General features: G+C 42.9%; 22 protein-coding genes. 7 read left to right on the forward strand and 15 right to left on the reverse strand.

Features of this window, described 5'->3' with window-relative positions; all coding sequences use genetic code 11:
• Nucleotides 1-261: 261 nt before the first annotated feature.
• From ACS8FC_RS09050 to ACS8FC_RS09060, 3 genes are all read right to left on the reverse strand, one after another.
• Entirely contained in the window at nt 262-3,636 is a 3,375-nt protein-coding gene (locus ACS8FC_RS09050; RefSeq protein WP_439296528.1) for an ESPR-type extended signal peptide-containing protein, read from the reverse strand.
• A 501-nt stretch (nt 3,637-4,137) separates the two neighbouring features.
• Nucleotides 4,138-5,010 carry a CDP-diacylglycerol--serine O-phosphatidyltransferase gene (gene pssA, locus ACS8FC_RS09055; RefSeq protein WP_439296529.1) on the reverse strand — a complete coding sequence of 291 codons (873 nt, stop codon included), beginning with the start codon at nt 5,008-5,010 and terminating at the stop codon, nt 4,138-4,140.
• A gap of 10 nt (nt 5,011-5,020) precedes the next feature.
• Entirely contained in the window at nt 5,021-5,896 is an 876-nt protein-coding gene (locus ACS8FC_RS09060; RefSeq protein WP_439263327.1) for a 23S rRNA (adenine(2030)-N(6))-methyltransferase RlmJ, read from the reverse strand.
• Between the two features lie 130 nt (nt 5,897-6,026).
• Between ACS8FC_RS09060 and ACS8FC_RS09065 the strand changes: the two genes are divergently transcribed.
• Together ACS8FC_RS09065 and dapE are read left to right on the forward strand one after the other, a co-directional pair.
• Nucleotides 6,027-6,779: a 2OG-Fe(II) oxygenase gene (locus ACS8FC_RS09065; protein WP_439296530.1), complete on the forward strand. Its 753-nt coding sequence runs from the start codon at nt 6,027-6,029 to the stop codon at nt 6,777-6,779.
• A gap of 106 nt (nt 6,780-6,885) precedes the next feature.
• Nucleotides 6,886-8,091 (forward strand): succinyl-diaminopimelate desuccinylase, encoded by a 1,206-nt coding sequence (gene dapE, locus ACS8FC_RS09070; RefSeq protein ID WP_439296531.1) that lies wholly within the window; start codon nt 6,886-6,888, stop codon nt 8,089-8,091.
• Between the two features lie 133 nt (nt 8,092-8,224).
• On the opposite strand, the gene ACS8FC_RS09075 is transcribed toward dapE, so the two are convergent.
• The 6 genes from ACS8FC_RS09075 to ACS8FC_RS09100 all read right to left on the reverse strand — a co-directional run bounded on the left by ACS8FC_RS09075 (nt 8,225) and on the right by ACS8FC_RS09100 (nt 13,075).
• A complete protein-coding gene (locus tag ACS8FC_RS09075) occupies nt 8,225-8,764 on the reverse strand; it encodes a GyrI-like domain-containing protein (RefSeq protein WP_439263321.1) in 540 nt (179 codons plus the stop codon).
• 54 nt (nt 8,765-8,818) lie between these two features.
• Nucleotides 8,819-9,028, reverse strand: a complete 210-nt coding sequence (gene iscX / locus ACS8FC_RS09080; protein WP_021812734.1) for a Fe-S cluster assembly protein IscX — start codon at nt 9,026-9,028, stop codon at nt 8,819-8,821.
• A 228-nt stretch (nt 9,029-9,256) separates the two neighbouring features.
• On the reverse strand, nt 9,257-9,793 hold the full coding sequence (locus ACS8FC_RS09085) for an acyl-CoA thioesterase (protein WP_439296532.1): 537 nt from the start codon (nt 9,791-9,793) through the stop codon (nt 9,257-9,259).
• A gap of 279 nt (nt 9,794-10,072) precedes the next feature.
• Nucleotides 10,073-11,473, reverse strand: a complete 1,401-nt coding sequence (locus tag ACS8FC_RS09090; protein ID WP_439296533.1) for an NAD(P)(+) transhydrogenase (Re/Si-specific) subunit beta — start codon at nt 11,471-11,473, stop codon at nt 10,073-10,075.
• A complete protein-coding gene (locus ACS8FC_RS09095; protein WP_439296600.1) occupies nt 11,470-11,817 on the reverse strand; it encodes a proton-translocating transhydrogenase family protein in 348 nt (115 codons plus the stop codon). Before ACS8FC_RS09095 ends, ACS8FC_RS09090 begins: the two co-directional genes overlap by 4 nt.
• A gap of 100 nt (nt 11,818-11,917) precedes the next feature.
• Nucleotides 11,918-13,075: a Re/Si-specific NAD(P)(+) transhydrogenase subunit alpha gene (locus tag ACS8FC_RS09100; protein WP_439296534.1), complete on the reverse strand. Its 1,158-nt coding sequence runs from the start codon at nt 13,073-13,075 to the stop codon at nt 11,918-11,920.
• A 304-nt stretch (nt 13,076-13,379) separates the two neighbouring features.
• Here ACS8FC_RS09100 and yaaA point away from each other — a divergent pair, with 304 nt between their 5' ends.
• Nucleotides 13,380-14,180: a peroxide stress protein YaaA gene (yaaA, locus tag ACS8FC_RS09105; RefSeq protein ID WP_439296535.1), complete on the forward strand. Its 801-nt coding sequence runs from the start codon at nt 13,380-13,382 to the stop codon at nt 14,178-14,180.
• A 211-nt stretch (nt 14,181-14,391) separates the two neighbouring features.
• Here yaaA and groL read toward each other — a convergent pair whose 3' ends face one another.
• The gene (groL, locus tag ACS8FC_RS09110) at nt 14,392-16,041 is read right to left on the reverse strand and encodes a chaperonin GroEL (protein ID WP_439296536.1); all 1,650 of its coding nucleotides are present in this window, start codon (nt 16,039-16,041) and stop codon (nt 14,392-14,394) included.
• Between the two features lie 89 nt (nt 16,042-16,130).
• Complete coding sequence (locus tag ACS8FC_RS09115; RefSeq protein WP_439296537.1) at nt 16,131-16,421, reverse strand: co-chaperone GroES; 291 nt, start codon at nt 16,419-16,421, stop codon at nt 16,131-16,133.
• Between the two features lie 413 nt (nt 16,422-16,834).
• Between ACS8FC_RS09115 and ACS8FC_RS09120 the strand changes: the two genes are divergently transcribed.
• Nucleotides 16,835-17,605: a DUF3108 domain-containing protein gene (locus tag ACS8FC_RS09120; RefSeq protein ID WP_439296538.1), complete on the forward strand. Its 771-nt coding sequence runs from the start codon at nt 16,835-16,837 to the stop codon at nt 17,603-17,605.
• 173 nt (nt 17,606-17,778) lie between these two features.
• Here the strand turns inward: ACS8FC_RS09120 and ACS8FC_RS09125 are convergent, their stop codons facing one another.
• Together ACS8FC_RS09125 and wrbA are read right to left on the reverse strand one after the other, a co-directional pair.
• Complete coding sequence (locus ACS8FC_RS09125; protein ID WP_439263308.1) at nt 17,779-18,258, reverse strand: hypothetical protein; 480 nt, start codon at nt 18,256-18,258, stop codon at nt 17,779-17,781.
• A gap of 55 nt (nt 18,259-18,313) precedes the next feature.
• Nucleotides 18,314-18,931 carry an NAD(P)H:quinone oxidoreductase gene (wrbA, locus tag ACS8FC_RS09130; protein ID WP_439263306.1) on the reverse strand — a complete coding sequence of 206 codons (618 nt, stop codon included), beginning with the start codon at nt 18,929-18,931 and terminating at the stop codon, nt 18,314-18,316.
• Nucleotides 18,932-19,214: 283 nt separating this feature from the next.
• On the opposite strand from wrbA, the gene ACS8FC_RS09135 reads away from it, so the two are divergent.
• The 3 genes from ACS8FC_RS09135 (at nt 19,215) to ACS8FC_RS09145 (ending at nt 23,854) form a co-directional block, all read left to right on the forward strand.
• Entirely contained in the window at nt 19,215-20,741 is a 1,527-nt protein-coding gene (locus ACS8FC_RS09135) for a YihY family inner membrane protein (RefSeq protein ID WP_439263304.1), read from the forward strand.
• Between the two features lie 97 nt (nt 20,742-20,838).
• On the forward strand, nt 20,839-22,461 hold the full coding sequence (locus ACS8FC_RS09140) for a DUF2254 domain-containing protein (protein ID WP_439263302.1): 1,623 nt from the start codon (nt 20,839-20,841) through the stop codon (nt 22,459-22,461).
• Nucleotides 22,462-22,588: 127 nt separating this feature from the next.
• Nucleotides 22,589-23,854 (forward strand): cation:proton antiporter, encoded by a 1,266-nt coding sequence (locus tag ACS8FC_RS09145; RefSeq protein WP_439296539.1) that lies wholly within the window; start codon nt 22,589-22,591, stop codon nt 23,852-23,854.
• A 156-nt stretch (nt 23,855-24,010) separates the two neighbouring features.
• Here ACS8FC_RS09145 and ACS8FC_RS09150 read toward each other — a convergent pair whose 3' ends face one another.
• Nucleotides 24,011-24,577 carry a DUF2127 domain-containing protein gene (locus tag ACS8FC_RS09150; protein WP_439263300.1) on the reverse strand — a complete coding sequence of 189 codons (567 nt, stop codon included), beginning with the start codon at nt 24,575-24,577 and terminating at the stop codon, nt 24,011-24,013.
• On the reverse strand, nt 24,570-25,751 hold the full coding sequence (locus ACS8FC_RS09155) for a dihydroorotase (protein WP_439263338.1): 1,182 nt from the start codon (nt 25,749-25,751) through the stop codon (nt 24,570-24,572). Before ACS8FC_RS09155 ends, ACS8FC_RS09150 begins: the two co-directional genes overlap by 8 nt.
• Between the last annotated feature and the right edge of the window lie 130 nt (nt 25,752-25,881).

Below are 25,881 nucleotides of genomic sequence, written 5' to 3' on the forward strand. Positions count from 1 at the left end.
TCAGTGGTAAACCACTCTCCAATCACCCTTCCCTTTCGACTGGGTGGCATTATACGCGCTTTTAATAGGGGGTCAAGGGGAATTAAAAGTTTATTTTCATATAATCAATTATAAAAAAGTAATTCTATATTTATCAGCAGCTTGATTTAAAAAGCTATTTTTTATTCTTTCAATACTATTGATTAACTACATCAACTGATAAAGCCTACCATCTTTTAGATGATAGGCTCAAATATATGCATGCTTAATTAAAGACTGGCTTTAATCGAAGGTATAGCTTACTCCGACGTTTCCACCTTGTTGACTGCCGCTACCACCGAAAGCACTACTGATAGAGAAAAGTCCGTTTGATGTGGTGTAGCCTACGCCTAGAGCATATCCTGTTTCACCTTCCCACGTACCTCCACCAAGACCTACGCTAACTTTGCCAGAAACATTAGGATAACGTAGAGCACCGAATGCGAGTGCACCTGCAACTGCTGAATGAGTCTCTCCTTCGAGATCATCTATTCTTCTATCTGTATAGCCCATTGCTTCAGCACGATTTTGGTTGAGCTGAGAGACATTCACTGCATCATTTGGATTGACACCAGCGGCGACATTGGTGATTCGGCGTTGAGTGTTTGTATTACCTACCGATACCGTATTGTCCGCTGTTGATTGTGAGTTTGCTCCTAATGCAACAGCATTGCTATGAGTTACGCTGCTATTAGCACCGATAGTTACTGCGTCTGTGGCTTGAACGTTCACTGACTCACCGATAGCGACAGAGTTTGAAGCGTTAGTCGCGTTCGTAAAGGTTGGTGTACTATTGGGACCAACTGTTACCGCTGTAGCGCCAACGGTAGCATTGCTACCCAGTACCACGGAATTACTGGTAGTATCACCAATGACGTTGTCGTTACCAACCGCGTAATTGGCGTTGCCACCGATAATATTAGGATCTCCAAACGCACCTGAGCGATCACCTGAAACGATGTTGCCATTACCCACGCTGGTAGATTGATCGCCAGTCACTGTAGTATTAGTGCCCATAGCGATACTGTCCTTACCTTTAGACTGAGCGTTGACTCCGATTGCTATCGCACCGACAGCAGTAGCGCCATTGCCGTTATAATTACCTGTATCTTCGCTGTCACTAGAACCATTAACGCTAAAGAAGCGAGCTTGGCTATCTTCGATTCTGCTTTCTAATTCAACTTTAGCTTCTTCGCTGATACCTGAATCACCTTTGTCTCCCTTAGCACCGTTCATACCATTTAAACCGTCAACACCGTTAATACCGTCTTTACCATTTAAGCCATCAGTACCGTTTTGACCTACTGGACCTTGTGAACCAACTGGACCTTGAGCACCATCGGCGCCATCTTGACCGTTGATACCATCTACGCCATTAGTGCCATCCTGGCCATCAGCACCATTTAAACCGTCTGTTCCGTTTTGACCTGCTGGACCTTGTGGGCCAACTTCTCCTTTATCACCCTGATCACCTTTAGGTCCAGGTGTTAGCTCAATCGTATTTATCTGTGTTTGCAAATCCGTCAGCTTGCCATCAACTGCAGAGAACGCGGCGCCTACATTGCTGTATTCTGCACTGCTTATTCGATACGTAGGCGCTTGGAATACTCCTGTATTACTGAACTGCGCATCCCCACCTAGAGCGGTTGCTATGCTGCTGAAATGAGACAAACCCGTTGTTTCTACCTTTTTTAATTGAGCAATGTTGACGGCATCAGTATCAGATGTTCCAGCAGCAACGCCTGTAATTTGACGGGTCTGCCATTGGCTAGAGTTAGCATTGCTCGTATCACCAACACTAACGGCACCAAGAGTAGATTGCCAAATAGGATTGGTATCGCCATTAGCTGAATAACCTGTTATCCCCGCATTAACTGATGTTTTGCTTTGTGCGCCTAGAGCAACGCTGTTACGAATATCAGCCGTTGATCCTGTACCCATTGCTACGCTGTCACGACCACTTGCTACTGATGTATTACCGATAGCTGTCGCGCGGATGCCGCTCGCCTTTGCGCCGATGCCTAGAGCTTCATAATCACTCTGTGCAAACTCAAAGATCTGACCGCCATTATCGTCATCTTTAAAACGTCGTCCATCATTATCAGTCTGGATAGGAGTAGTAGCTGCAGTAAATTCTGCTTGCTCAATAGCACCCTCGACAGCGACTACTACAAAATCAGCACCGCTACCTAATGCAGTAGACCCGCTAGCCATAGCTCTACTAAAACCACCTAGTGCGGAGCTAACGTTACCTGAAGCTTCATTACCGACACCTACTGATGAGCTAGCGATGCCTAAAGTATTGTTACCGACACCTATTGATGAGCTAGCGAAGCCTGAAGCCGTGTTATAGCTACCTATTGCTAAACTAACTTCAGCTTGGGCAGCGTTATAACTTCCCATAGCAGTACTATTCTGAGCTGATGCTTCGTTATAAGCGCCGATCGCTGAGCTATCATCTCCTGAAACAGTATTATCGTAACCCAGTGCTGAACTACGTTCGCCACTTGCTTCATTGGTATGACCAACCGCAGCGCTTGCAATACCTGATGCGATGTTAGTAAAACCCAATGCTGAGCTATTATTACCTGAGGTAGTATTTCTATAACCGACTGCTGAGCCTGCAACACCTGAAGTTGTATTTGAATAGCCTGTAGCAATGCTATATGCCCCAGTCTCTGCTATTGTATTGTTTCGTCCAAACGTCGAGCTTTCTATACCATTTGATCTATTATTCGACCCTACTGCTGAACTATCATTACTTGATGCAGTATTACCATATCCCACTGCTGAGCTACGTTCTCCCGAGGCGGTATTATTGGAACCTAGCGCCGAACTACGCAACTTAGAAGCTACGTTTTGGCTCCCTACTGCGGTACTACGCTCCTCAACGGTTGAGTTGTCGCTACCTATCGCCAAGCTACGAACTCCAGATGCTGTATTTTCGTTACCTATTGCGGAGCTAGCTTGACCAATTGCCTTGTTGCTATAGCCTACCGCTGTACCAATATAGCCTTCGACCTGATTAAGACGACCTGCTGCCAATCCAAAACCTTCTGTTATTCTATTTTCGTTACCAAATGCTGAGCTTCTAAAACCTTCGACGTAATTTTCCGAACCTATAGCCGAACTTGAATCACCTAACGCGCTATTATAAGCACCTATCGCTGAACTACTTTCACCAGAAGCGGTATTTATAGCACCGACAGCTGAGCTATAAGTATTTGAAGCGGTATTTATAGTACCGACAGCTGAGCTAGAAAAACCTGAAGCAGTATTGTCATAACCTATTGCAGTGCTACGGATACCTGATGCTTCGTTTGAAAATCCGCAAGCAATAGATTCAGGTGATGCAACACTATTACTTGGCATGAAATTTTCTGTCAAACACACTTCTGCCTGACTACTCATCGCCGTCAGTCCAAATACGCTAGCAATAGCAATACTTATAGCGCTTTGACGTAGCAATTTTCCGAATGATGCAGTTGGCATTGCTCCCACTGTACTAACATGACCTGACCCTTTGCTGGATTTTCCACCCGACTTGCTAATTTCACTAACGGCTGTATAGCAACCCGTAGAACGATTAAAAACAACGCGGTAAACATGGTTTAACATGAGAGTATCCTGTATATATAAAGTCGCTATCGAAGCAACTAATATGATGGCTATACAAATAGTCTGATAGTTGAACTATCACTAATAGGTATAGAAGTTAGTGTTGAAAAATAGTTAAACAAGGAAGCAGTTAGCTGGGTCATTGTATGAGCCTCATATCTAATAGAAGGTTAAGAAATTTTTTTAAAACTTTAAGAGATAAACCTCTCACCTTCTTCAGAAATATTTTTATACGTTCTAAATATAAAAATAAACATTAAATATACATATTGACATATTGTGTTTACATGCACTATATATGCCAACATTCAAGTTATGAAGGGAGCAATGGTTTGTATGAAGAGAGCAATGATTTGATAGCAGACAAAAAAAGCCGCTTATTTATTAATAAGCGGCTCTTATAATATATATTTAGAATTGGTTTAATATCAACTGTCTTTATTACTTGAAGTCTGAAAATGCATCATAACTACCAAAACTAAGATATGACTGACACAAACTTTAGTGTTTAAAATTAGTTTTTACAGTAGTGACTATACCTGATAACGCATAGATAATACCGATGGCTAAGATACCAACAGGTATGTCATAGAGCACAATGCTCATGACTAATACACCAATGATAAGCACCACAAAAGGTACTTTCTTTTTATCAAATTCTTTAAAACTATAGTATTTGACGTTACTGACCATCAATAAACCGCAAATAACTACCCAAGCGGCAAATAAGAACATAACAGCAGTATCATGTTGTCCCACCCATTCATTATGATCGACAGCAACCATAACAGCAGACGTTACTAATATAGCGGCAAGCGGACTTGCTAAACCAACAAAGTACTTCTTATCTACAATACCAACCTGCACGTTAAAACGTGCTAAACGGAATGCACCACAAGCCGTGAAAACGAACGCACATCCTAGGCCAATGCGACCCAAAGGCTCTAAGGCAAAGCTATAAATTAAAATAGCCGGTGCAATGCCAAAAGCCAACATATCGGCAAGGGAGTCGTACTGCTCGCCAAAGGGGCTTTGTGCATTGAGCATACGTGCAACCCGCCCATCAGCACCGTCAAGAATAGCGGATAAAAAGATGGCTAAAGATGCTTTATAAAACTCGCCTTGAGTACTGGCTAAAATCGAGTAAAAACCAGATAATAGCGATAAAGTGGTGATCAAGTTGGGCGCTAAATAAACACCGCGACTGACCACAGGCTTACCTTCTGCAACTTCTGTCTCAATCACCTCGAAAGTCAGCCCATCGTAATTATCATTATCCGCCAAGCGAATATTGAATTCATGCTCATCAACAAAGGGTGGCTGAGTTGCGGCGCTGTCATTTAAACTATTGTGAGGCGATTGCTCAGTCGTCATATTGATATCCTTATTCGCCAACTAACCAGCGTACATTGGTTGCACTATCAGGCGTCAGATTTGGCGCATCAGCTACTTTTAAAGCAGGCTGTAAAAATCGTAATATTTCACGTGCATGATTATCAAACTGCCATGGCGGATTGATAACGAGCAGCCCCGTACCATTGAGACCAACGGCGACATCATTTGGATAAATATTTAGCTCACAAACTAGCTGACGACGCATTTCAGTACGTTTTAGCTTTTTGTAGAACAGCTCTACCGCTTCAATGTTTTTAATGGGGAACCACAACGCATAAGTACCTTGTGGCCATTTGTTATAAGCAGTAACAAGCAAGTTGATAAGGCGTGTAAAGTCTTTGTGTTCTTGCTCATAGGGAGGATCAAGGAAAATAAGTCCGCGGCGCTCGGCTGGTGGGATAACCGCTGTAATACCTTCAAACGCATCACGATGATGGATACCAATTGGTAACTTATGTAATTGATAGTTCAACGCATCATATTCAGAAGCTTTAGCTTCAAAAGCTTCACCGCGCACGCCTGCGTCTGGGTTTTTTTCAACATGGTGAGCAACCCACCATGGCGACCCTGGATAGACTTTACTATCATAAGTGAATTTGGCTTGCTTGATACCTTCCACATATTCTTTAACAGCAGTTGGGGCCTTTTCAATGTCCGTTTTTAGTAGAGCTTGGATACCGCCCTTGGCTTCTCCTGTCTTACGCGCTTCTTCACTACTAAGTGAATACAGTCCGCGACCGCCATAAGCGTCAAGCACATAAAAAGGTTTGTTTTTTTGGCCCAGTTGATTAAGCAGTTGTACCAATAAAATGTGTTTGACCACATCAGCAAAGTTACCAGCGTGGTAGGCATGTTTATAGTTCATAATCTCAAAAGTTTAAATAAGAAAAATTGCATCTATGGTAGCATAGGAAGCATAAAAGATAATGTGGTTTTGGTAAGCACTTTTAATAAAAGGGCTTTGAATGCCAGCTAATTGACAATAACGAGGTGAGATGACTAAGATTATTAGCAACCTAAATGTGACAAAGCTTGTGGTCAATCATCCGATAGGTCCTGATAATCCGCCGCAGCTTGCACCGTGTACTGATAAAACCAGCGATAAACTGCTTACCCAAGATGTTTTGCAGATGACAAACTTTGCTGTCAATTGGGCGGATAAGCTGACCGATAGACAGTTAGATAAGTTTGTAACTGATGGCTGGATAGTGGTAGATGGCGTGTTTGATCATTTGGCACTACAGGCTTTGCAAGCAGAGAGTGGTTTTGTTGACTATCGTGATGCTGAGCTGACCGCTGGTGTTCGGATTAGTGATATTCGCGGTGACCGTATTCGCTGGATCACTAAAAATTTCTTTGCTGGCTACTTTTATCTACAAAGTATCAATGCGCTTGCCACTTTATTCAATCAAAGCTTGTTTGCAGGTATTCGCCACAGTGAAGCACATTATGCCTGCTATCCGGTAGGTTTCGGTTATAAATGGCATAGTGACAACCCTGCCGGCCGCAATGAGCGCGTTATCTCAGCCGTGTTTTATTTAAACGACGAATGGGCAGCCAATGATGGCGGCGCGTTAGAAATTGTTGACAAACATGGTATACATCATAATGTCATGCCTGTTGCCAATCGTCTGGTCATATTTGACAGCGACCTGCAACATCAAGTACAAATCGCTCATCGGCAGCGCTATTCTATCGCGACGTGGATGCGCCGAGATGGTTTAGTGCCTTTTGTTGAAGAGGGTTAAATAAGCTATTTATTGTAGGCTGGGTTTTTAACCCAGCTTTTAAACTTCGCAAATGCAGAATGCTGGGTTAAAAACCCAGCCTACGCTCAATTCTGAAAGGTCTATCATGTCTAATAATAAAAATACTTTAACGCAAACTCATCAGCAAGCCACTCTTGATCTAAGCATTGAACTATTAGAACGTCCTTCAGTGACGCCAGACGACGACGGTTGCCAAGATATTTTATCGGAACGCTTAAGACAGGCAGGCTTTGATTGTGAGTTTACGTATTTTGGCGATAGAGATAAGACTGGCGAGCACGCGGAAGTCAAAAACCTTTGGGCACGCCGTGGCACGACTGAACCAGTGATTTGCTTTGCCGGTCATACCGATGTGGTGCCAACAGGCGATGTCAATAATTGGACCTACCCGCCCTTTACCCCAACCATCGAAAATGGCTATCTCTGGGCGCGCGGTGCCGCTGATATGAAAACCGGCATTGCTGCTTTTACCATCGCAGCTGAGCGTTTCGTTGCCAACCATCCTGAGCATAATGGCTCTATCGCCTTTTTAATTACCTCAGATGAAGAAGGCCCCTCTATCAATGGCACCGTTAAAGTCATAGAAACTCTAGAAGCACGTAATGAAAAAATTACCTATTGTCTTGTTGGTGAGCCCTCGAGTACTGATACCCTAGGCGATATTATCAAAAACGGTCGCCGCGGCTCGTTGGGTGCCGTGCTGACGGTCACCGGTAAGCAAGGTCACGTGGCCTATCCGCATTTGGCTTGTAACCCTATTCATGCGGCTACCTCCGCGTTAGCAGAACTCACGACGGCAACTTGGGACAGTGGCAATGACTACTTCCCCGCCACCTCTCTACAAATCTCTAATATCAATAGTGGCACTGGCGCAACCAATGTCATCCCTGAGACGCTTGAAGTCGTTTTTAACTTCCGCTTTTCAACGGAAACAACTGAAAATGAACTAAAAGCAAAAACCCATGCTATCTTTGATAAGCATTTTGCTGATAGCAAGGCCAGTTATGATATTCATTGGAAATTATCTGGTCAGCCGTTTTTGACACCTGAAGGTAAACTCGTCTCTGCCTGCCAGCAAGCCATTAAGTCGGTGACGGGCACACAGGCAACTTTATCGACTTCAGGCGGTACTTCTGACGGACGCTTTATTGCGCCAACGGGTGCACAAGTCGTTGAGCTTGGCGTGCGCAATGCTACGATTCATCAAGTTGATGAAAAGGTTGAGGTGGATGACTTGGGCAGATTGGCGCAGATATATGAAGGCATTCTAGAGAATTTGTTGTTAGATTGATTTTACCCCTCTAACGTAAAAAAGCGCTATCTGATTTAAAATAGCGCTTTTTTTATCATTGTTCTTTATCAACTATAAATTAAACCTTTTAAATTATCTAATTTTTACTGACAGACAAGGTCATTTACTGGCTTTACTCAATCCCAATATATAAGTCCACCTGCCCATACTCTAAATTACCACCAATATAATGCTCAAAATCGACCTTATAAGTGCGAGTATGCGCGCAATCTGGATTATGGAAGTACTCCCAAGCTTTCTCCCAAGCGTTCATCACGGTATTCGGCATTCTACCTTCTTCAGAAAATACTAAATATTTACCGGCAGGAATAGTAACTGTCACCACATCGCTAGCATGAGCGGCACTAAGAATATTTTCAGCACTTAAAACATTATGTTCTTCGTCACTGCCTTCGCCTGCTGCTTGTGCACTCTCTACCTTCCAACTAGCGACTACATCAAAAGCGCCGACCAAATCTTCGCTCTCGTAGTTCTGATACACCCCGTAAATATCTTCACCTTCAGCCAAATGGCTGACATGGTTTTGGTAGAACTTTTGCCATAAACGTCCTAATTTAGCCGTATCATGGCTGATTTCTGCGTTATTCGTGGTGCGAGTGCTAATACCTTTGCAAACGATTGCATCAGCTAACTCTGTTACTTGAGAAGTCATATTGTTTCCTAATGAATGAAAAAGATCATGAAAGCTTGTCACATAAAGAAAGGTCTAATCTGCTTCATCTATCCAATTCATTTGAATCGCTTCCAGGATACCTTCGTTTGACTTTTGTGGATCATCATCAAAGCCTTCAAGCTCAGTCACCCAGCGATGCAAATCAGTAAATCGTATGTACTGCGGGTCAGTCTCTGGGAATTTTTCATAAAGCTCAATAGCAATGTCTAAACTGTCTGTCCATTTTAGTTTTTGTGGGGTCATAATGGTGCCTCTTTATTGTTAATTAAGCCTTGTATAGTAGGTTCAAAATAAAATGATTATAAATTTGAACGCGCCACTGGTATAAATTTTACTTGCGTGCTGTTATCTTTCGATGCTGCGTAAAATTCATCCCAGCAGCGCTACGACACTTTTAAAGTAATTAGACTATACCAGTATTATGAACTATCCTAACAAACTTCAGCCTCTACTGTATAGATAGGCTTGGTTTTAACGACTCTCAGATTTAACAGCCACTTGATGCTTATTCCAACTGGTAATCACGTCGCTCAATTGCTCATCCGCCATATCTAACATATCAGGCGTACACTTATTACCGTATTTATCTTTTAGTAAAAATTTAGTCATACCAACGCCCATTAGCTGACTTTTGACAAAGAAGCGAGTTTCAAAGTAAATATATTTCTTATCCCAGCCAACAAGCTCACTACTCACTGTCATCTTATCTAAGAATTTAATCTCTTTGAGATAAACCATCTCTTGCATAGCGATAACCCAATTTAAGGGTTTGATACCTTTTTGATGAACACAGGTCATTAGCCAACGGGTGATATTGAGCTCAATAAAAGACAGGTAACGGTAATTTGGCAGATGATCGCGAAAGCCCATGTCATGTGGCAATACTCGATACTGACGAGCAATTGGCGCGCTCAACATTTCAGTGGTTAATTTTTCACTAGCATTTTGCAGCTTAAGTTGTTTTTTGAGTAAGCTTGTCATAATAAAGAAGCGAATCAACATATTCATAAAAAACTCTCTTGATGTTTATATAGTCAGTTGAAAATAAAACTGTCATCAATTTAAATGCACTACTGGTATAAATTTTCCTTGCGTGCTGCTATCGCTCGATGCTGCGCGACTAATATCTAAAAGCAAGCATCCCAGTAGCGCTATAACACTTTCAAATTGAAACTACTATACTGTGTTTTATAATTGGTTATCTTTTATATCTGAGATAAAGGCGTCATACCATAACGCAAAAAAGCCACCTCAGTGACTTCTTCGATAGACATATATTGTTAAAGGTTAATGACCACCGCCATTGATACTACGTACCATCTCCTCTACCATCTTCTTCGCATCACCAAAGATCATCATGGTTTTGTCCATATAGAACAAGCTATTATCAAGGCCAGCGTAACCAGTACTCATCGAACGCTTGATAACCATAATCGTTTGAGCTTTGGTAACTTCTAAAATTGGCATACCAAAGATGGGTGAAGATGGATCGTCTTTTGCAGACGGATTGACCACGTCGTTAGCCCCGATGACCAAGACCACATCGGTACTGGCAAAGTCGGAATTAATCTCGTCCATCTCTAAAATATCATCATAAGGGACGTCCGCTTCTGCCAATAATACGTTCATATGACCTGGCATACGACCCGCGACTGGGTGAATGGCAAAGCGTACGTTAACGCCTTCTTCTTTAAGCAATTCATACATCTCTTTAACAGCGTTCTGTGCGCGGCCCTGCGCCATACCATAACCCGGTACAATCACCACGTTGCTGGCATTGGCCATGAGAAACCCTGCATCTTCTGCCGAACCTGCTTTGTAGTTCTTTGGCGCGCTATCATCAGCGCCGCCAGCGACCGCTGCACTAGCTATACCACCAAATAAGACGTTCAGTAATGAGCGGTTCATGGCCTTACACATAATATAAGATAAAATCGCGCCTGATGAACCAACGAGCGAGCCTGCGATAATCAGCATTGAGTTGCCAAGGGTGAAACCAATACCTGCTGCCGCCCAACCTGAGAATGAGTTTAATAGTGACACAACGACTGGCATATCACCGCCACCGATTGGTGCAATCCACATCCAGCCAAAGATAACCGCAATCACTGCCATGGCATAAAACGCAGGCAAAGAGTCCGTGACGAAGTACACGCCGCCAAAGCCAATCATAGCAATGAATAATAGCGCTTGTACAGGTTTTACCCAGCCGCCAGCCAGTGTCTTTGCCCAACTCTTTGCCGCCAATTTACCGAAAGCAAAGACCGACGCTGAAAAGGTAATCGCACCGATAAAACAACCGATAAACAGCTCTACACGAGCAACTGCACCATGCTGCTGTTCAGTATGCAATACCGTTGCCAAAGCAATCGCGACTGCTGCTAAGCCAACGAACGAATGCATCAAAGCGACCGTTTCTGGCATTTGGGTCATGGCAACTGTTTTCGCTTTCCACATTCCGACAAGGGCACCTAAAACCATGGCGCCGATAATTAGCCAAAGCACAGGGCCTTCTGCCAAAAAGAAGGTCGTTGCGACCGCAATTGCCATTGCTACCATACCAAAGCGGTTACCGCGAATGGCCGTTTTTGGGCTAGATAAACCACGCAGGGTTAATACAAAGAGGATAGCGCCGACCAGGTAGAACCAATCTGCATTTGCCGCAATCATTGCTGAAAAATCATTCATGCGTCGCCTCCATTTTCAGTTGCATTGACGTCAACAGCAGGTGCTTTTTTTACTTTCGGTTTAAACATTGCCAGCATACGTTCAGTCACGGCAAAGCCACCAAAGATATTGATACTGGCTAGAAATACTGCAAAGGCACCAAGCAAGCTGGTTGGCGTAAATACCGAGCCATCAATTGTGACCGTCTGTAGCATCGCGCCGACAATGACAATACTTGATAAAGCATTCGTCACCGCCATCAACGGTGTATGTAGCGCTGGGGTAACACCCCAAACGACGTAATATCCCACAAAAATAGCGAGTACAAATACGGTAAAAATGGCGACAAACGGTGTGCTACTCATGGCTGCACCGGCAGGCGCTGCGGCTAAAACAGTGGCAATCATCTTATCCTCCTAAAATTTATTCATTACTGACAAGTGGATGGCGACAAACCATCAAGACTTAGCGCTTAGCGAGGCGTACCTGACCCGCGTGAGTCACTGCTAGCGCACCTTGAATCTCATCTTCCATATCTAAGTTCAGTGCCAGTTTGTTTGTTGCATCGTCATCTGTAGCAGCTGGAGCTATCAAGGTTGTGATAAAGTTAATCAAGTTATTAGCATACAAATCTGAAGATTGAGCGGCCAGCATCGATGGAATGTTGGCCGCACCGACGATACGCACCCCATTGTCCGTAGTAATGGTTTCATCTGGCACACTGCCTTCTACGTTACCGCCTGTTCCAGCAGCCATATCAATCAGCACTGAGCCCGCCTTCATTTTGGCAAGTGTGGCTCCGTGTACTAAGCGCGGTGCCTGACGACCAGGAATCTGCGCTGTAGTAATCACGATATCAGCGTTGCTTAATGCTTTATCCACGACAGCTGCTTGATCTTTGATATACTGCTCTGAAGGTGTCCATGCATAGCCACCAGTTGCTTTAGCTTTTTGCGCTTCGTCCTCACTCATCGGTACCTCAAGCCACTTACCGCCGAGTGATTCAACCTGCTCTTTAGCTGCAGGACGCAGATCACTGGCTTCAACGACGGCACCTAAGCGCTTGGCCGTCGCAATCGCTTGCAAACCTGCAACCCCTACACCTAAGATGACAACTTTAGCGGGCTTGACTGTCCCCGCTGAGGTCATAAACATCGGAAAAGGACGTGAATACTCATTGGCGGCTAGCAATACCGCTTTATAGCCTGCAAGGTTGGCTTGCGACGACAAGACATCCATATTCTGTGCGCGTGATAAGGTACGTGGTAATAGTTCCATCGCAAATGCCGTTGCTCCTTTAGCAGCATAAGCATCCAGCTGAGTATTACGGTAAGGATCGAGCATACCAATGACAATCTGACCAGATTTTAAGCTGTCAGTAGTTATAGAAGGTAAGTCATTAACTGTGGTAATAATTTGAGACTGGTTAACTACCTCAGCACTACTATTTGCAATATCGGCACCAGCCGCTTGGTACAAATTATCAGCATAATACGCTGCTTGACCTGCACCTGACTGGATGACGACTTCAAACCCAAGTTTAATTAGCTTTTTGACCGCATCTGGGGTGAGCGCTACGCGGTTTTCGTGTGTGATATCTGCACTGATGACACCGATTTTCATACCGTCTCCTTACTCTAAATATATTACTGACCTATACACAGATTATTTGCATGATGAGATGCATAGAGCGAAAATTTTGGTCAACGCTTACATTAAATAGTTCAACCAATATTATCAATATAATAAATGACCAGCTGCTTTCCATCATGTGTTTTTATTATAGAGACATCGTTTGCTAACTTTCATTGTCTAATGATGACCCATAAGTAAATAAAAAGTTATGTATTTATACCATTTATATAATCTTTATTGCTATATTTGAAATTTTTATTTTTTTCGACCTCATAAACTATAAGGAATGACTATGTATTTTGTACTTTCCCCTGCCAAATCTTTGAATGAAAAAGATGATATTCCCGTAAACCTATGCAATTATTACAGTCAGCCTGAGCTTATCGAACACGCGCAAGAACTCATGAAAATACTAAAATCGAAAGAACCGATTGATTTGCAAGAGATGATGAGCATCTCTGACGATTTGGCGCAGCTCAATGCTGAGCGCAATCAACAATGGAGCTGGAGTAAAAATCAGCCGTTTGATGATCAGAATGCCAAACCAGCGAGTTATTTGTTTGATGGAGATGTCTATACTGGTCTTGATATGTATAATATGGATAAAGAAACGGCCGTTTATGTTAATGAGCACTTAGGTATTTTGTCAGGTCTTTATGGTGTGCTGAAACCACTTGATTTGATTCAGCCGTATCGCTTAGAGATGGGCACTAAGCTGAAAAACGCGCGAGGTGACAACCTATATGAATTTTGGGGCGAGGAAGTGACTGATGTTATCAATGCACACTTGGCAGATAACGATGACAAAGTACTGGTTAACCTCGCTTCTAATGAATATTTTAAATCGGTCAAGAAAAAGGCGCTAAATGCTGAAATCATTACACCAAGATTTGAAGATGAAAAAAACGGTCAATATAAGGTAATTAGCTTTTACGCCAAAAAAGCCCGTGGATTGATGGTGAAATATGCTGCTGACAATAAATTGACCAAGGCTGAGGAGTTAAAGAATTTTGACTTGGCGGGATATTATTATGTCGATGAGCTGTCTGATGATAAGACATGGACGTTTAGAAGAGATGAAGCGGATTCGTAATCATCATGCTAAAACATACTAAACTTGTATAAAAAAACCCCGATAAGCTCAGCCTATCGGGGTTTTCATTTGAATTAGGTTTAATAAGTACGTTATGATAAAGTCATACTTCTAGCGAAAAGCGATTTGTCGAGAAAGACGAGCGAAAATAGTACCTATTGTACATTGAGCGCGTCTGACAAAGAGAAATCGCCTTGTAGCAGAAGTAAAATTACATCATGCCGCCCATTCCACCCATACCGCCCATTCCACCAGCACCGCCCATAGCAGCCATACCGTCATCACCTTGCGGTAAATCAGTAATCATGACTTCGGTCGTGAGCATGAGGCCTGCAACAGATGCAGCGTTTTCTAATGCTGAACGAGCAACTTTCGCTGGGTCAAGGATACCCATCTCTAGCATATCGCCATACTCGCCAGTCGCTGCGTTGTAACCATAGTTACCGCTACCACTTTTCACTTCGTTAACCACAACTGAGGCTTCTTCGCCAGAGTTAGTAACGATTTGACGTAATGGTGCCTCCATCGCGCGACGTAAGATGTTCATACCTGCGTTTTGGTCGTCGTTATCGCCACGTAGCTCAGACAATGCATTCATTGCACGAACTAAGGCAACACCACCACCAGGGACAACGCCTTCTTCAACCGCTGCACGAGTCGCATGTAGCGCATCGTCAACGCGGTCTTTTTTCTCTTTCATTTCTGTTTCAGTAGCCGCGCCAACTTTGATAACGGCTACGCCGCCAGCCAGTTTTGCAACACGCTCTTGTAGCTTTTCTTTATCGTAGTCAGAGGTAGACTCTTCGATTTGACGGTTGATAGACTCAACGCGCGCTTCGATGTCAGCTTTTTGACCAGCACCATCAACGATAACCGTGTTTTCTTTACCGACAGTAACTTTCTTCGCAGTACCCAGTTGCTCTAGGGTCGCAGTCTCAAGGCTCAAGCCAATCTCTTCAGAGATAACCGTACCGCCAGTTAGTGTCGCGATATCTTCTAGCATTGCTTTACGACGATCGCCGAAACCTGGTGCTTTAACCGCACAAGTCTTCAAACCACCACGCATATTGTTGACAACTAGCGTAGCCAATGCTTCGTTTTCTACGTCTTCAGCGATGATTAGCAACGGTTTGCTCTGCTGCATCACTTGCTCAAGTAGTGGCACGATTTCACGAATGTTGCTGATTTTTTTGTCAACCAATAGGATATATGGGTTTTCAAACTCGGCCGTTAAGCTGTCTTGCTTGTTCGCAAAGTATGGGCTGATATAACCACGGTCAAACTGCATACCTTCAACAACTTCTAAAGTATCCTCAAAGCTTGAACCTTCTTCAACAGTGATAACGCCTTGCTTACCGACTTTTTCCATCGCTTGAGAAATCAATTCACCGATCTTGGTGTCTGAGTTCGCAGAAATAGAACCAACCTGAGCAATCGCTTTATGATCGTCGGCTGGGGTCGATAGCTTATGGATTTCTTTAACCGCTTCGCGTACTGCTTTGTCGATACCGCGCTTAAGATCCATTGGGTTCATGCCAGCGGCAACTGATTTCATGCCTTCTTGCAGGATTGATTGAGCCAATACTGTTGCGGTAGTCGTACCATCACCAGCGACGTCATTAGTGCGGCTAGCAACTTCACGAACGAGCTGTGCGCCCATGTTTTCAAATTTGTTCTCAAGCTCAATCTCTTTGGCAACTGATACACCATCTTTAGTGATGGTTGGTGCGCCAAATGACTTGTCGATAACCACGTTACGACCTTTAGGGCCTAGCGTGACTTTTACAGCGTTTGCTAGAACGTTAACACCGTCCATCATTTGCTTACGAGCATCAATGCCGAATTTTACATCTTTTGCCATGTTAATTTACTCCATTATTATAAGTATAAAAATACGATCGAATAAGTCGATATAGTAATGTGCTGAGTGCTTAATATTACCTAAAAGAATTAACCTTCTAGCACACCCAATACATCAGACTCTTTCATAATAAGTAGTTCTTCGCCGTCAACTTTTACCGTTTGACCAGCATATTGACCGAACAAAATTTTGTCGCCAGCTTTTACATCTAACGCACGAGTTTCGCCGTTGTCACGAACCTGACCATTACCAGTTGCTAGCACTTCACCTTGTGACGGTTTTTCTTGTGCTGAACCAGGTAACAAAATACCACCAGCAGTTTTTGTTTCTTCTTCTATACGGCGGACGACGATACGGTCATGTAAAGGACGAATGTTCATCGATATGACTCCAAAAGTTGATTGTTTACGTTAAAGGGTTTATTTGAATGAATAGTCTCAAGACCAGTATCCATAAGAAATACGATTAACAGTAATGTCTCATAGATAAGCGTTGAGCTTGTATCAAAAAGTGGGGGCAATAGAAGATGGCTTCAAGTGTAAATTTGAAAAATTTACAAGAATATGAGTGTAAACAATTTATAAATTCATGCTAGCGAGTAACCTTACTCACAAAGCGTTACTTGTGACGTCGGCTCAAGGAATTTCGGCAACATAGGCTACAAGAGCTGAACACTGCTATATGTTAACGCTCTTGAAAATGTAACAACATATGACCATTATAAGCGTTGAGAACATAATAATAGTTATAAGAAAAGATGACATCTCTGTCTTCTATCTACTAAGGAGTATTCATGAGTGTTTTATCAATAAATAAAAAGTTAGCAATAACTGACAATCAAAACCTTAGACATAATAAATCGAAATTTCTAACCGCCTTAACTACAGGTGCTAGTATCGCTATTATCGGAGCTTTAAGTATGACCGCCCCTACTCTTGCCAACGCAAAAACCATACAACCATCAAGTGCCGATTATAGCTTCACAGTTGAAAATAAATATAAAGGCACTGCCAACCGCACCTTAAAAAATTCTGGTAATACTTGGAATTATAAAGTGAAAGCTCGCGTAGCTGGCGTCGCTAGTGCCGCGCAAGACAGTACCTTTACCATCAATGGCAATAGTGTCAGCCCAACTAAAGCGAGCACTACCTATAAGTTGCTAGGTCTTGGACGTACGCATAAGCTAAGCTTTAATCCTAGTAGTAAAGAAGTCACCAGTACTTATAAAGGCAAAACCACGACTATGAATATGGCGCAGCAAGCTTTTGATGATTTGAGCCTTGAAGTGCAAATTCGTCAAGACCTATTGAATGGTGATTTTTCTGGTAACTACTATATGGCCAAAAAAAATAAAGTAGAAAAGACGCCATTTAAGAAGTCTGGTAATACCAAAATCACCGTACCAGCGGGGACTTTTGATACCGTTCGTGTTGACCGTATTCATGACGACAATAGTCGTTCAACCAGTTTTTGGTTGGCACCGAGCTTAGATTATTTACCTGTCAAAGTAAGCCAAGTCAACGATGGCAAAAAAATGGATTTAGAATTAACGAAAGCCAACTAGATTCTGAGCTATTACTCATTTAGCTGATGATTACGTTATGTAGAGTCGATATTAGCTAAAGTAGATACATGGCTTAAATAAGCAAGACCATAATAGAAAGCGGCGCTCTGGATAAGAGCGCCGCTTTTTATTATCTAAGCTTTTTTATATCAATAACAGAGGTAAAAACCAATCTAGCGAGAGCGTGGCTGTTTGACGACGTTATTCATTGAAGGCAAACGCTTTAATAGAATAAATAACCAAACGTTGATCGCCAGCAATAGCACAAAATCAAGCAAATATACCGCTATCTCAGACCAGCTACTACCATAGATGCGAGTAAACAGCACGACCCCACTTGCGCCCAAATAGACTAAAGTGAACATACTACTTATCAACAACGCATAAGGTGAACGACCACGCACAATCCATGGCGTCAATATAAAGGCTGGCAAAAGCCATAATGTCTGCCATGCAATACCGCCCACGATATCGGGGTTACTGACGTTAAACACACTAATAAGAATGGGCAGTGCAAGCATTCTATAAGCTAGCCAAATAAGCCACGTCAACATCAAACGCTGACGAATGGGCGTAATAGGTTTGACAGGTTTACTGGCTTTTTTTGCTGCTGGTTTTGCCTGAGTGTTATTATCTGGACGGTTAGTAGCCATTAGATACGTCTGTTTCCTAGTTTAATAGCATTGTGCTGCACGATATAAAAACAGCTTAGCGGGTCCAATTAGCTTGTGCTAATGCTTTAGCACTAATAGCCAAACGTCGACCTTGAGCGACACCTAGCTCGCGCTCATCATCATTTACAGGCTGGTCATGCAATGCACCGCTCACGTGACTAGCGCCATAAGGCGTACCGCCGCGATGAGTACGATTGAGTGCAGGCTCAGCATAAGGCACACCGACTATCATCATACCGTGATGCAGTAGTGGTAACATCATTGTCAATAAGGTCGTTTCTTGGCCACCATGCATCGAACCGGTCGCTGTAAATACTGAAGCGGGTTTGTTTTGCAGATTACCAGCCAGCCATAGCGTAACAGTATTGTCCCAAAAGTATTTCATGGGCGCGGCCATATTACCAAAATGCGTCGGACTACCAAGCGCCAGACCGCTACAGTCTTTTAAGTCATCCATCGTGCAATAAAGATCACCTTCGTCAGGAATAGCGGGTTTGCTCGATGTGGTCTCAGGTGCCACGATCGGTACTGTACGGATACGCGCTGTCATGCCTGCGTCTTCGATACCTTGAGCGATAGCATACGCCAAGGTCTTAGTCGTACCGTGACTAGAATAATATAGTACCAAAACATAAGGGTTGGTTTGACTCATGAGCAACACTTCCTTATAAAATCATTAATGTTAAGAGATGCCATAGCTTGAGTGTCATAATAGCTTAGGTGTCATATAAGCTTTGCACCAAGAGATTAACGTCATTGATAGATGTGCACATTATGCCCGACTCATTCACTGACATGCAAATAAAGACTGCTATACCTTATAGTGATAGCCATGTAACGAGTGCTATTATGTATTTTGACACAATTAATTGGCAGATGCTGATGGCACATTTTTGTTACACTACTGTCACTCTTACCCTTGCTAAATGGTCGATATGGAAAACTTACTGAAAAAAATCCCGTTTACACATCAACGCTGGTTTCAGTTTTCGCGATTTTTGACGCGGCATTTTTTTGAAGACAACTGCCAACAAAAAGCAGCTTCACTTACTTACACCACCATGCTATCGATTGTGCCTATGTTGACCGTCCTACTGATGATCCTATCGTCAGTTCCAGCGCTTGCTACAGTTAGAGCACAGATTTATGAAGTGATTTATAGCAATTTGCTACCGAAATCAAGTATGCAAGTCAGTGAGTATATCAACAGTTTCGCTGAAAAATCGTCTAACTTGACGGCCATCGGGGCAATGATTTTATTTGTCACAACTATTGTCACTTTGACGACTATCGAACGTGCCTTTAATCAAATTTGGCGAGTAGAGGATCGCTCTGGTGGTATTAAGAGTATGCTGCGCTATTGGACCATTGTCACCATGGGACCGTTAGTATTGGGTACTGCATTTATTGCTTCTAGTACGGTACAAAGTTTAAGCTTTTTAAACCGTCAAATAGGCGGTTACGGTATCGACTGGTCGTTTTGGGTACAAATAGTTTCCATTGGTGTCACGATCGCAGGCTTTATTGGTATGTATTGGTTCATCCCCAAAGCACGTGTACCCGTAAAAAACGCGGCCATAGCTGGTATATTCGTTGCAATAGTATTTGAATTACTAAAGCATATCTTTGGTACGGTAATGGGCAACTTTACCAGTTACGAAGCCATATACGGTGCGTTTGCCGCCTTACCAATCTTTTTATTATGGATTTATCTGTCATGGAACTTGATTTTACTAGGTGTTGAGATTAGCTATACGTTAACTATTTTTGAGACTGAGGAGGTCTATCCGCGACACCCGCTGTTAAGTTTGCTTGATATGTTAAATCTAGTCTACCTTAGCCACTTAAAAGGTGATGCTGTTAGCGAGCAGGAGCTACGAAATGTATTGGGTCGTAAAGAGCTGCCTAAATGGTATACCTACATCAATTATCTAAAAGACTGTAAACTTATTACCGTGACTGAAGATGATGAATACGTTCTCAAAAAAGATCTTAGCAAAATGACGCTATGGGATTTTTATCGTACCCTGCCCTATCCGTTACCTATAAAGGACGAGCTTGATGAGATGGAAAATAATAGCCAACAACCATGGCTAAGCCTGCTGGTACGCCGCTTTAACAATACTGAAGCCTTCGCTCAAGAACAACTTGACTTACCGTTGTCTGCTATTTTCTCTCACAGTCAGCCACGTAAAAAAACCTCTGCAGATAACAAAATAGAGCCTTTTGGGAAATCTAGTAAGCGCAATACACAGCACAATAAACATAGGCGCGAGCAAGACACACCGCATTTTGAAGCAGCAGCCTATGATAAAGACAGTGACGTCATATGTGATAACAATCGCAATGAGATTTTGATTCCAAATGACCAGATTGCAGACGATAAAGATAAAAATAACGACCGCATCAATCACCAGGGCAATATCATTACTGAAGCGGATAATCCAAAAGTAAACAGGTAAATGCTATAACCTTAACTTTAACCTTATCAGACGATATTATAAAATAACCTTCGCTAGAAGACATGAGTCAAAATATACTCTCAACCCTTTGGAGCCTATGGCAGTGACCAAAAATGACAAAAACAACCTGCCCACACGCATACTGTCGACCAGTCTTGACGCACTCAAAAAATTTATCCAGTTATGGTCACTACAGACTCTAACCGATCTACCTGATCGATTAAGAAATCTATGGCAGCAGCTCATCGGTTCTTACTGGTTTATCCCGACTGCTTGTGTACTGACAGGCATACTTTTAGCCCCTTTATTTATTGCTATCGATCAACAGTTTGATCGCGCAACTGTTAAAGATATTAGTTTTGCGTTTACTGGTGATGACTCTTCTGCAAGAGCTATCATGACGACGATCGCAGGAGCTGTCTTAGGTGTGGCTGGTACTACTTTTTCGATTACCATTGCCGTCCTGTCTATGGCCTCATCACAATTTGGCCCACGGCTCTTACGTAACTTTCTTACAGACACCTCAAACCAGTTTGTACTTGGCGCCTTTATCGGTACGTTCAGCTATAGCTTGCTGGTCTTAAAGGCCATTCACAAGCATGACGTCAACTTTGGTGTGCCACAGCTATCTGTTACTTTTGCTATCGTAATGGCTGTTGTCTGTGCCTTACTTTTGGTCTACTTTGTCCAACATATGGTCCATGCTATTCAAGCGTCACGCGTGATTCAAGGAGCATGTAATGATGCTATTAAAAACATTCATTACTGGTATAGCGACAACTGCGAGATGGAGCATCAGTATAATGTCATAAATAGCGATGATGTTGAACAATATCATTCTTGGGCCGCTACACCTATCTATGCACCAACTTCAGGCTACTTACAACAAATCTACTTTGAATCACTTATTACATTGGCACAAGATTATGGCGGTGTGGTGCAATTGCATACCAATCTTGGCGATTTTGTCACTGATAAAAACGTTATAGGGCATTTTTATCGGCGCCCAACAGCACATATTAGCAACCTAAAAAAGACCAAAACCTCTCAGCTTGCAGTATCTCCACAGGCACCCGATGGCATATTTTGGCAACGCTTTGCCGCTTGTCTGCACTTTGAGCGTCAGTCCGCTTATACCAATGATATAGCATCAAGTTTGGGGCAAGTCACTGAGATCGCTGTGCGGGCATTGTCTCCTGGGATTAATGATCCTAAAACAGCTGTCAACTGTGTACAGTCTTTGACCATTTGTTTAAGCCTAATGTTACGTCGGCAGCCACCTAGCCCTTATCATTTTTATACGCCACCAAAAGACAAAGATGAGTCTAATATTACGGTTAATCAGCCGCGTGTCGCAATACTGGCGCTTATCACCAGAACACCAAAGATATCTGACTTTATCGAAACCTCCTTAGGTGAGATACGTCGATATGCTATTGCTGACCTAATGGTATTAAAGGCGCTTTGTCAGGCAGTGACTGACTTAAACTATGCTCGAGTCAATAGCGCACAGCGTCAGACTTTATTGCGCGAGCTGACTTTGATTGAACACGCAGGTCAAGCGAATCTAAGTTATAAGGAGCTGGCAGAGGACCTGATAGCCATGTGCCAACAAGCACGGCAGTTTATTCATGACGACAATGCGCAACATCAACATTTTGAATATATCAGTAAGTTTGATATGCATATTTATAAAGATTTACAGACACAATCAAGGTAAATAAGTAGTCCGTAACTCAATATATACGTCTAAATTTTGCTATAGGTATTAAGCAATACTAGCACTATCTATCTGCTAAATACCTGTTATCCTTTCAACAACTTTTATACTCATCGAGACTGCTTTTATGGCATCTGCAACCAGCCTGACCATACTTGAGATTAGCGCTATTTTCTTATCAGTAACGGCGATATTGGCTTACGTCAATCATCGCTTTATTGGCTTGCCAACTACAATCGGGGTCATGGTTATCTCTATTGTCTTATCCATGATAGCGATTTTTTTAGGATTTTTGGGCTTCGATCAGCTTATTGACTATGAGGTGAGTTTATTAGATCAACTAGATTTCACTGAAGTCTTACTTGATGGCATGCTATCTATGCTCCTGTTTGCCGGGGCTTTGCACGTCAATATTGGTGATTTGAAGCGTTATAAACTTCCTATAGGTATTCTTGCATGTATTGGTACGCTAGTATCAGCCGTGCTGATCGCTACTGCCCTTTACTTTATGCTACCACTCCTCGGTTTTGGGCTGCCTTTCATTTGGTGCCTATTGTTTGGTGCTCTGATATCGCCTACAGATCCTATTGCGGTTATGGGAATATTAGCATCAGCGGGAGCACCAAAGAGTATCGAGACAGTCATCGCTGGCGAGTCACTATTCAACGACGGTATCGGCGTTGTCATATTTGTCCTATTGCTCGGTATCCTATCTAGTGGTGATATTCCCACGGTTAATTATGTGGCACATACTCTAGCCGTTGAGGCTGGCGGCGGTATTATTTTTGGCTTGGTACTTGGCGCTATTTTGTACTATTTACTCAAAAGCATTGATAGTTATCAAGAGGAAGTACTGTTGACGCTGGCAGGGGTAATAGGCGGTTATGCATTGGCCAGTCATTGGCATTTATCTGGACCACTTGCTATGGTGATGATGGGGTTAATGGTCGGCAACCGTGGTCGTGAGCTTGCGATGAGCGATAAGACTCGCCATTATATCGATCTGTTTTGGGAGCTGATAGATGAGATTTTGAATGCCATTTTATTTGTACTGATCGGTCTTGAGGTGGTCATTATTGCCTACTCGGGCAATCTATTTATTGCTGGAGGTTTGAGTATCATGATTGCCTTACTTGCTCGCCTTATCGTCGTCGGCATGACTACTAAAACCTTTAGTCGACAGCTACAACTGCCTGAGGGGGCATGGAAAGTATTGACCTGGGGCGGGTTACGCGGCGGCATTTCGGTGGCTTTAGTACTACAGCTACCCTCAGGGATGGAGCGTGACATTTTACTGGCGCTTACCTATGCTGTCGTCGTCTTCTCTATCTTGGTACAAGGGTTAAGCATTGGTAAAGTCGCTAAGAGGATTCAGCCTGTTATGCATAAATAGCGATTAATTTAGCTAATCAGCTTATCTAAACCATACAATTAACGCTATATAACTATCGAAGTAGTCAGCGAGATATATAGCCATGACGTCATACTGGTTTCCTAGTGCCAATCTCTCAACAGCACAGCTGCTCTATGATAAGGTTTGCTATCAAGGTTATATCAAACCTTTACGTTTCATATTACGATAGACCACAACGACAATAATAATATTTAGTAGTAAGATTCCCAGTTTGAACCAATCAAATGGGCTCACTATTAAGTAGTAAATCTCAATAGGAATGAATATTCCATAACCGATAACGCTAAACCAGTACGCCCATGTTTTATCTTGCCATAACCCATAAGCTTCAATAAAACGCAGACTGACATAAGCAAAGATAAACAACAAAAAAAGTGACCAGTTTTTACTTGCTTGCTGGGCAATTTGGACGATACTGTCAATTTGTGGTGACAACAGGCTGCCAAAGCGTTGTTGCCATGAATCCGATGCTTGGGCCAGCCAGCGCTCAAGATTAGTATGCCAAAGCCATAACGCAAAAGCCCCTATCAGCGCGCCCGCCCCTTTGACAATCTCGTATACTGCAACCGCTTTAATCGATTCGCTAGATTCGCTGTCTTTGGTCGCTTTGTTCGACAAACTATCGTCATCACCTAATAACTGATGACTTTCACTTGCTATAGAAGGTCGTGAATTGTCATTATGCTGGGACGAATTAACCAAAGAAGGTCTCCACGACTCGGCCTTGCAGATGCTGGTTAAAAAACGGGGTGTTTTTGCCGTTCGATAACATGGTATCTACTGTCACCTGCCACTCAAGATTAGGATCGACTAAGATTGCACCGCCCAAGCTCTCATATTTGGTACTTATTCCAGCAATTTGCGCAGGGTTGATGCAAATCTTATCTACTAGCTGCTCTACTGTTAATACCTTATCCCGTACTAATTGACAGGCTAAAGCCATAAAGGTGTCGAAATTTGAGATACCAGGTGTACTCTCAGCGAAAGGTGCTTTTTTGGCTGTAGAATTTAGGGGTTCATGATGACTGCAAATGGCATCGATAGTCCCATCTTTGAGGCCACGTAGCAGTGCTTGTTGATCAGTGTTACTACGTAATGGCGGTAATACATAAGCTTGGGCATTAAAGCCTTCTAGATTGTCATCTGTCAAATATAGCTGATGCATCGCCACATCACACGTTACTGGCAGTCCTTTGTCTTTTGCCCAGCGCATCAGCTCTACTGAAGACTTACAGGACAATTGACTAAAATGAGCTGCAATACCCGTCTCCTCTACCATCAATAACTGGGTAGACAGGGCGACGGTCTCAGCGATCCAAGGAATACCTTGCAGACCGTGATAAGAAGCAATGTAGCCTTCGTGTGCAACCCCATTGCCGGATAAACTTGGCTCATCAGGATAAAAAAACACTTTCATACCAAAGGTTGCGGCATATTCTAACGTCCGTAACAATACCAAATCATTATCAAAAGGCCTGCGCGCGTTGGAAACAGCAATACAGCCTCCTTTTTTAAGACCTGCGATATTAGAGGGACGCGTCCCTTCTAGACCTGCTGTCAATGCGCCAAGTACATGCAAATAAATACCACCATCTTCAAGTGCACGTTCACGCAAACCTTTGAGTAGTGAGCCATTTTCTAAGATAGGGTTGGTATCAGGTGGAATCACTACATGCAAAAAACCATTGCCACGGGCAGCTCGACCTTCAGAGGATAATGTCCCATGTTGCTGCTGTCCGGGTTCGCGTAGGCGTGCGCACAAGTCTACTAATGGAGGTAATAACCAAGTCTCACGACCAGTCTCAAGGTTTGTAAGTTTATTCATCGTCTCATTCGGTAACGATTTCTTAAAGACGTTAGGAAGTAAATTTATCATCTGTGCATCAGTAGTAATGGGGTCAGTCATGAGCTTGTTACCATATCAATAATTAAATAAATAGAATCGATTCATCAAACGTCTAAAGTTTACATTACAAAATATCAGCTGTTAACGTCATTGGTTAGGT

The organism is Psychrobacter sp. 1Y4 (assembly GCF_051847555.1).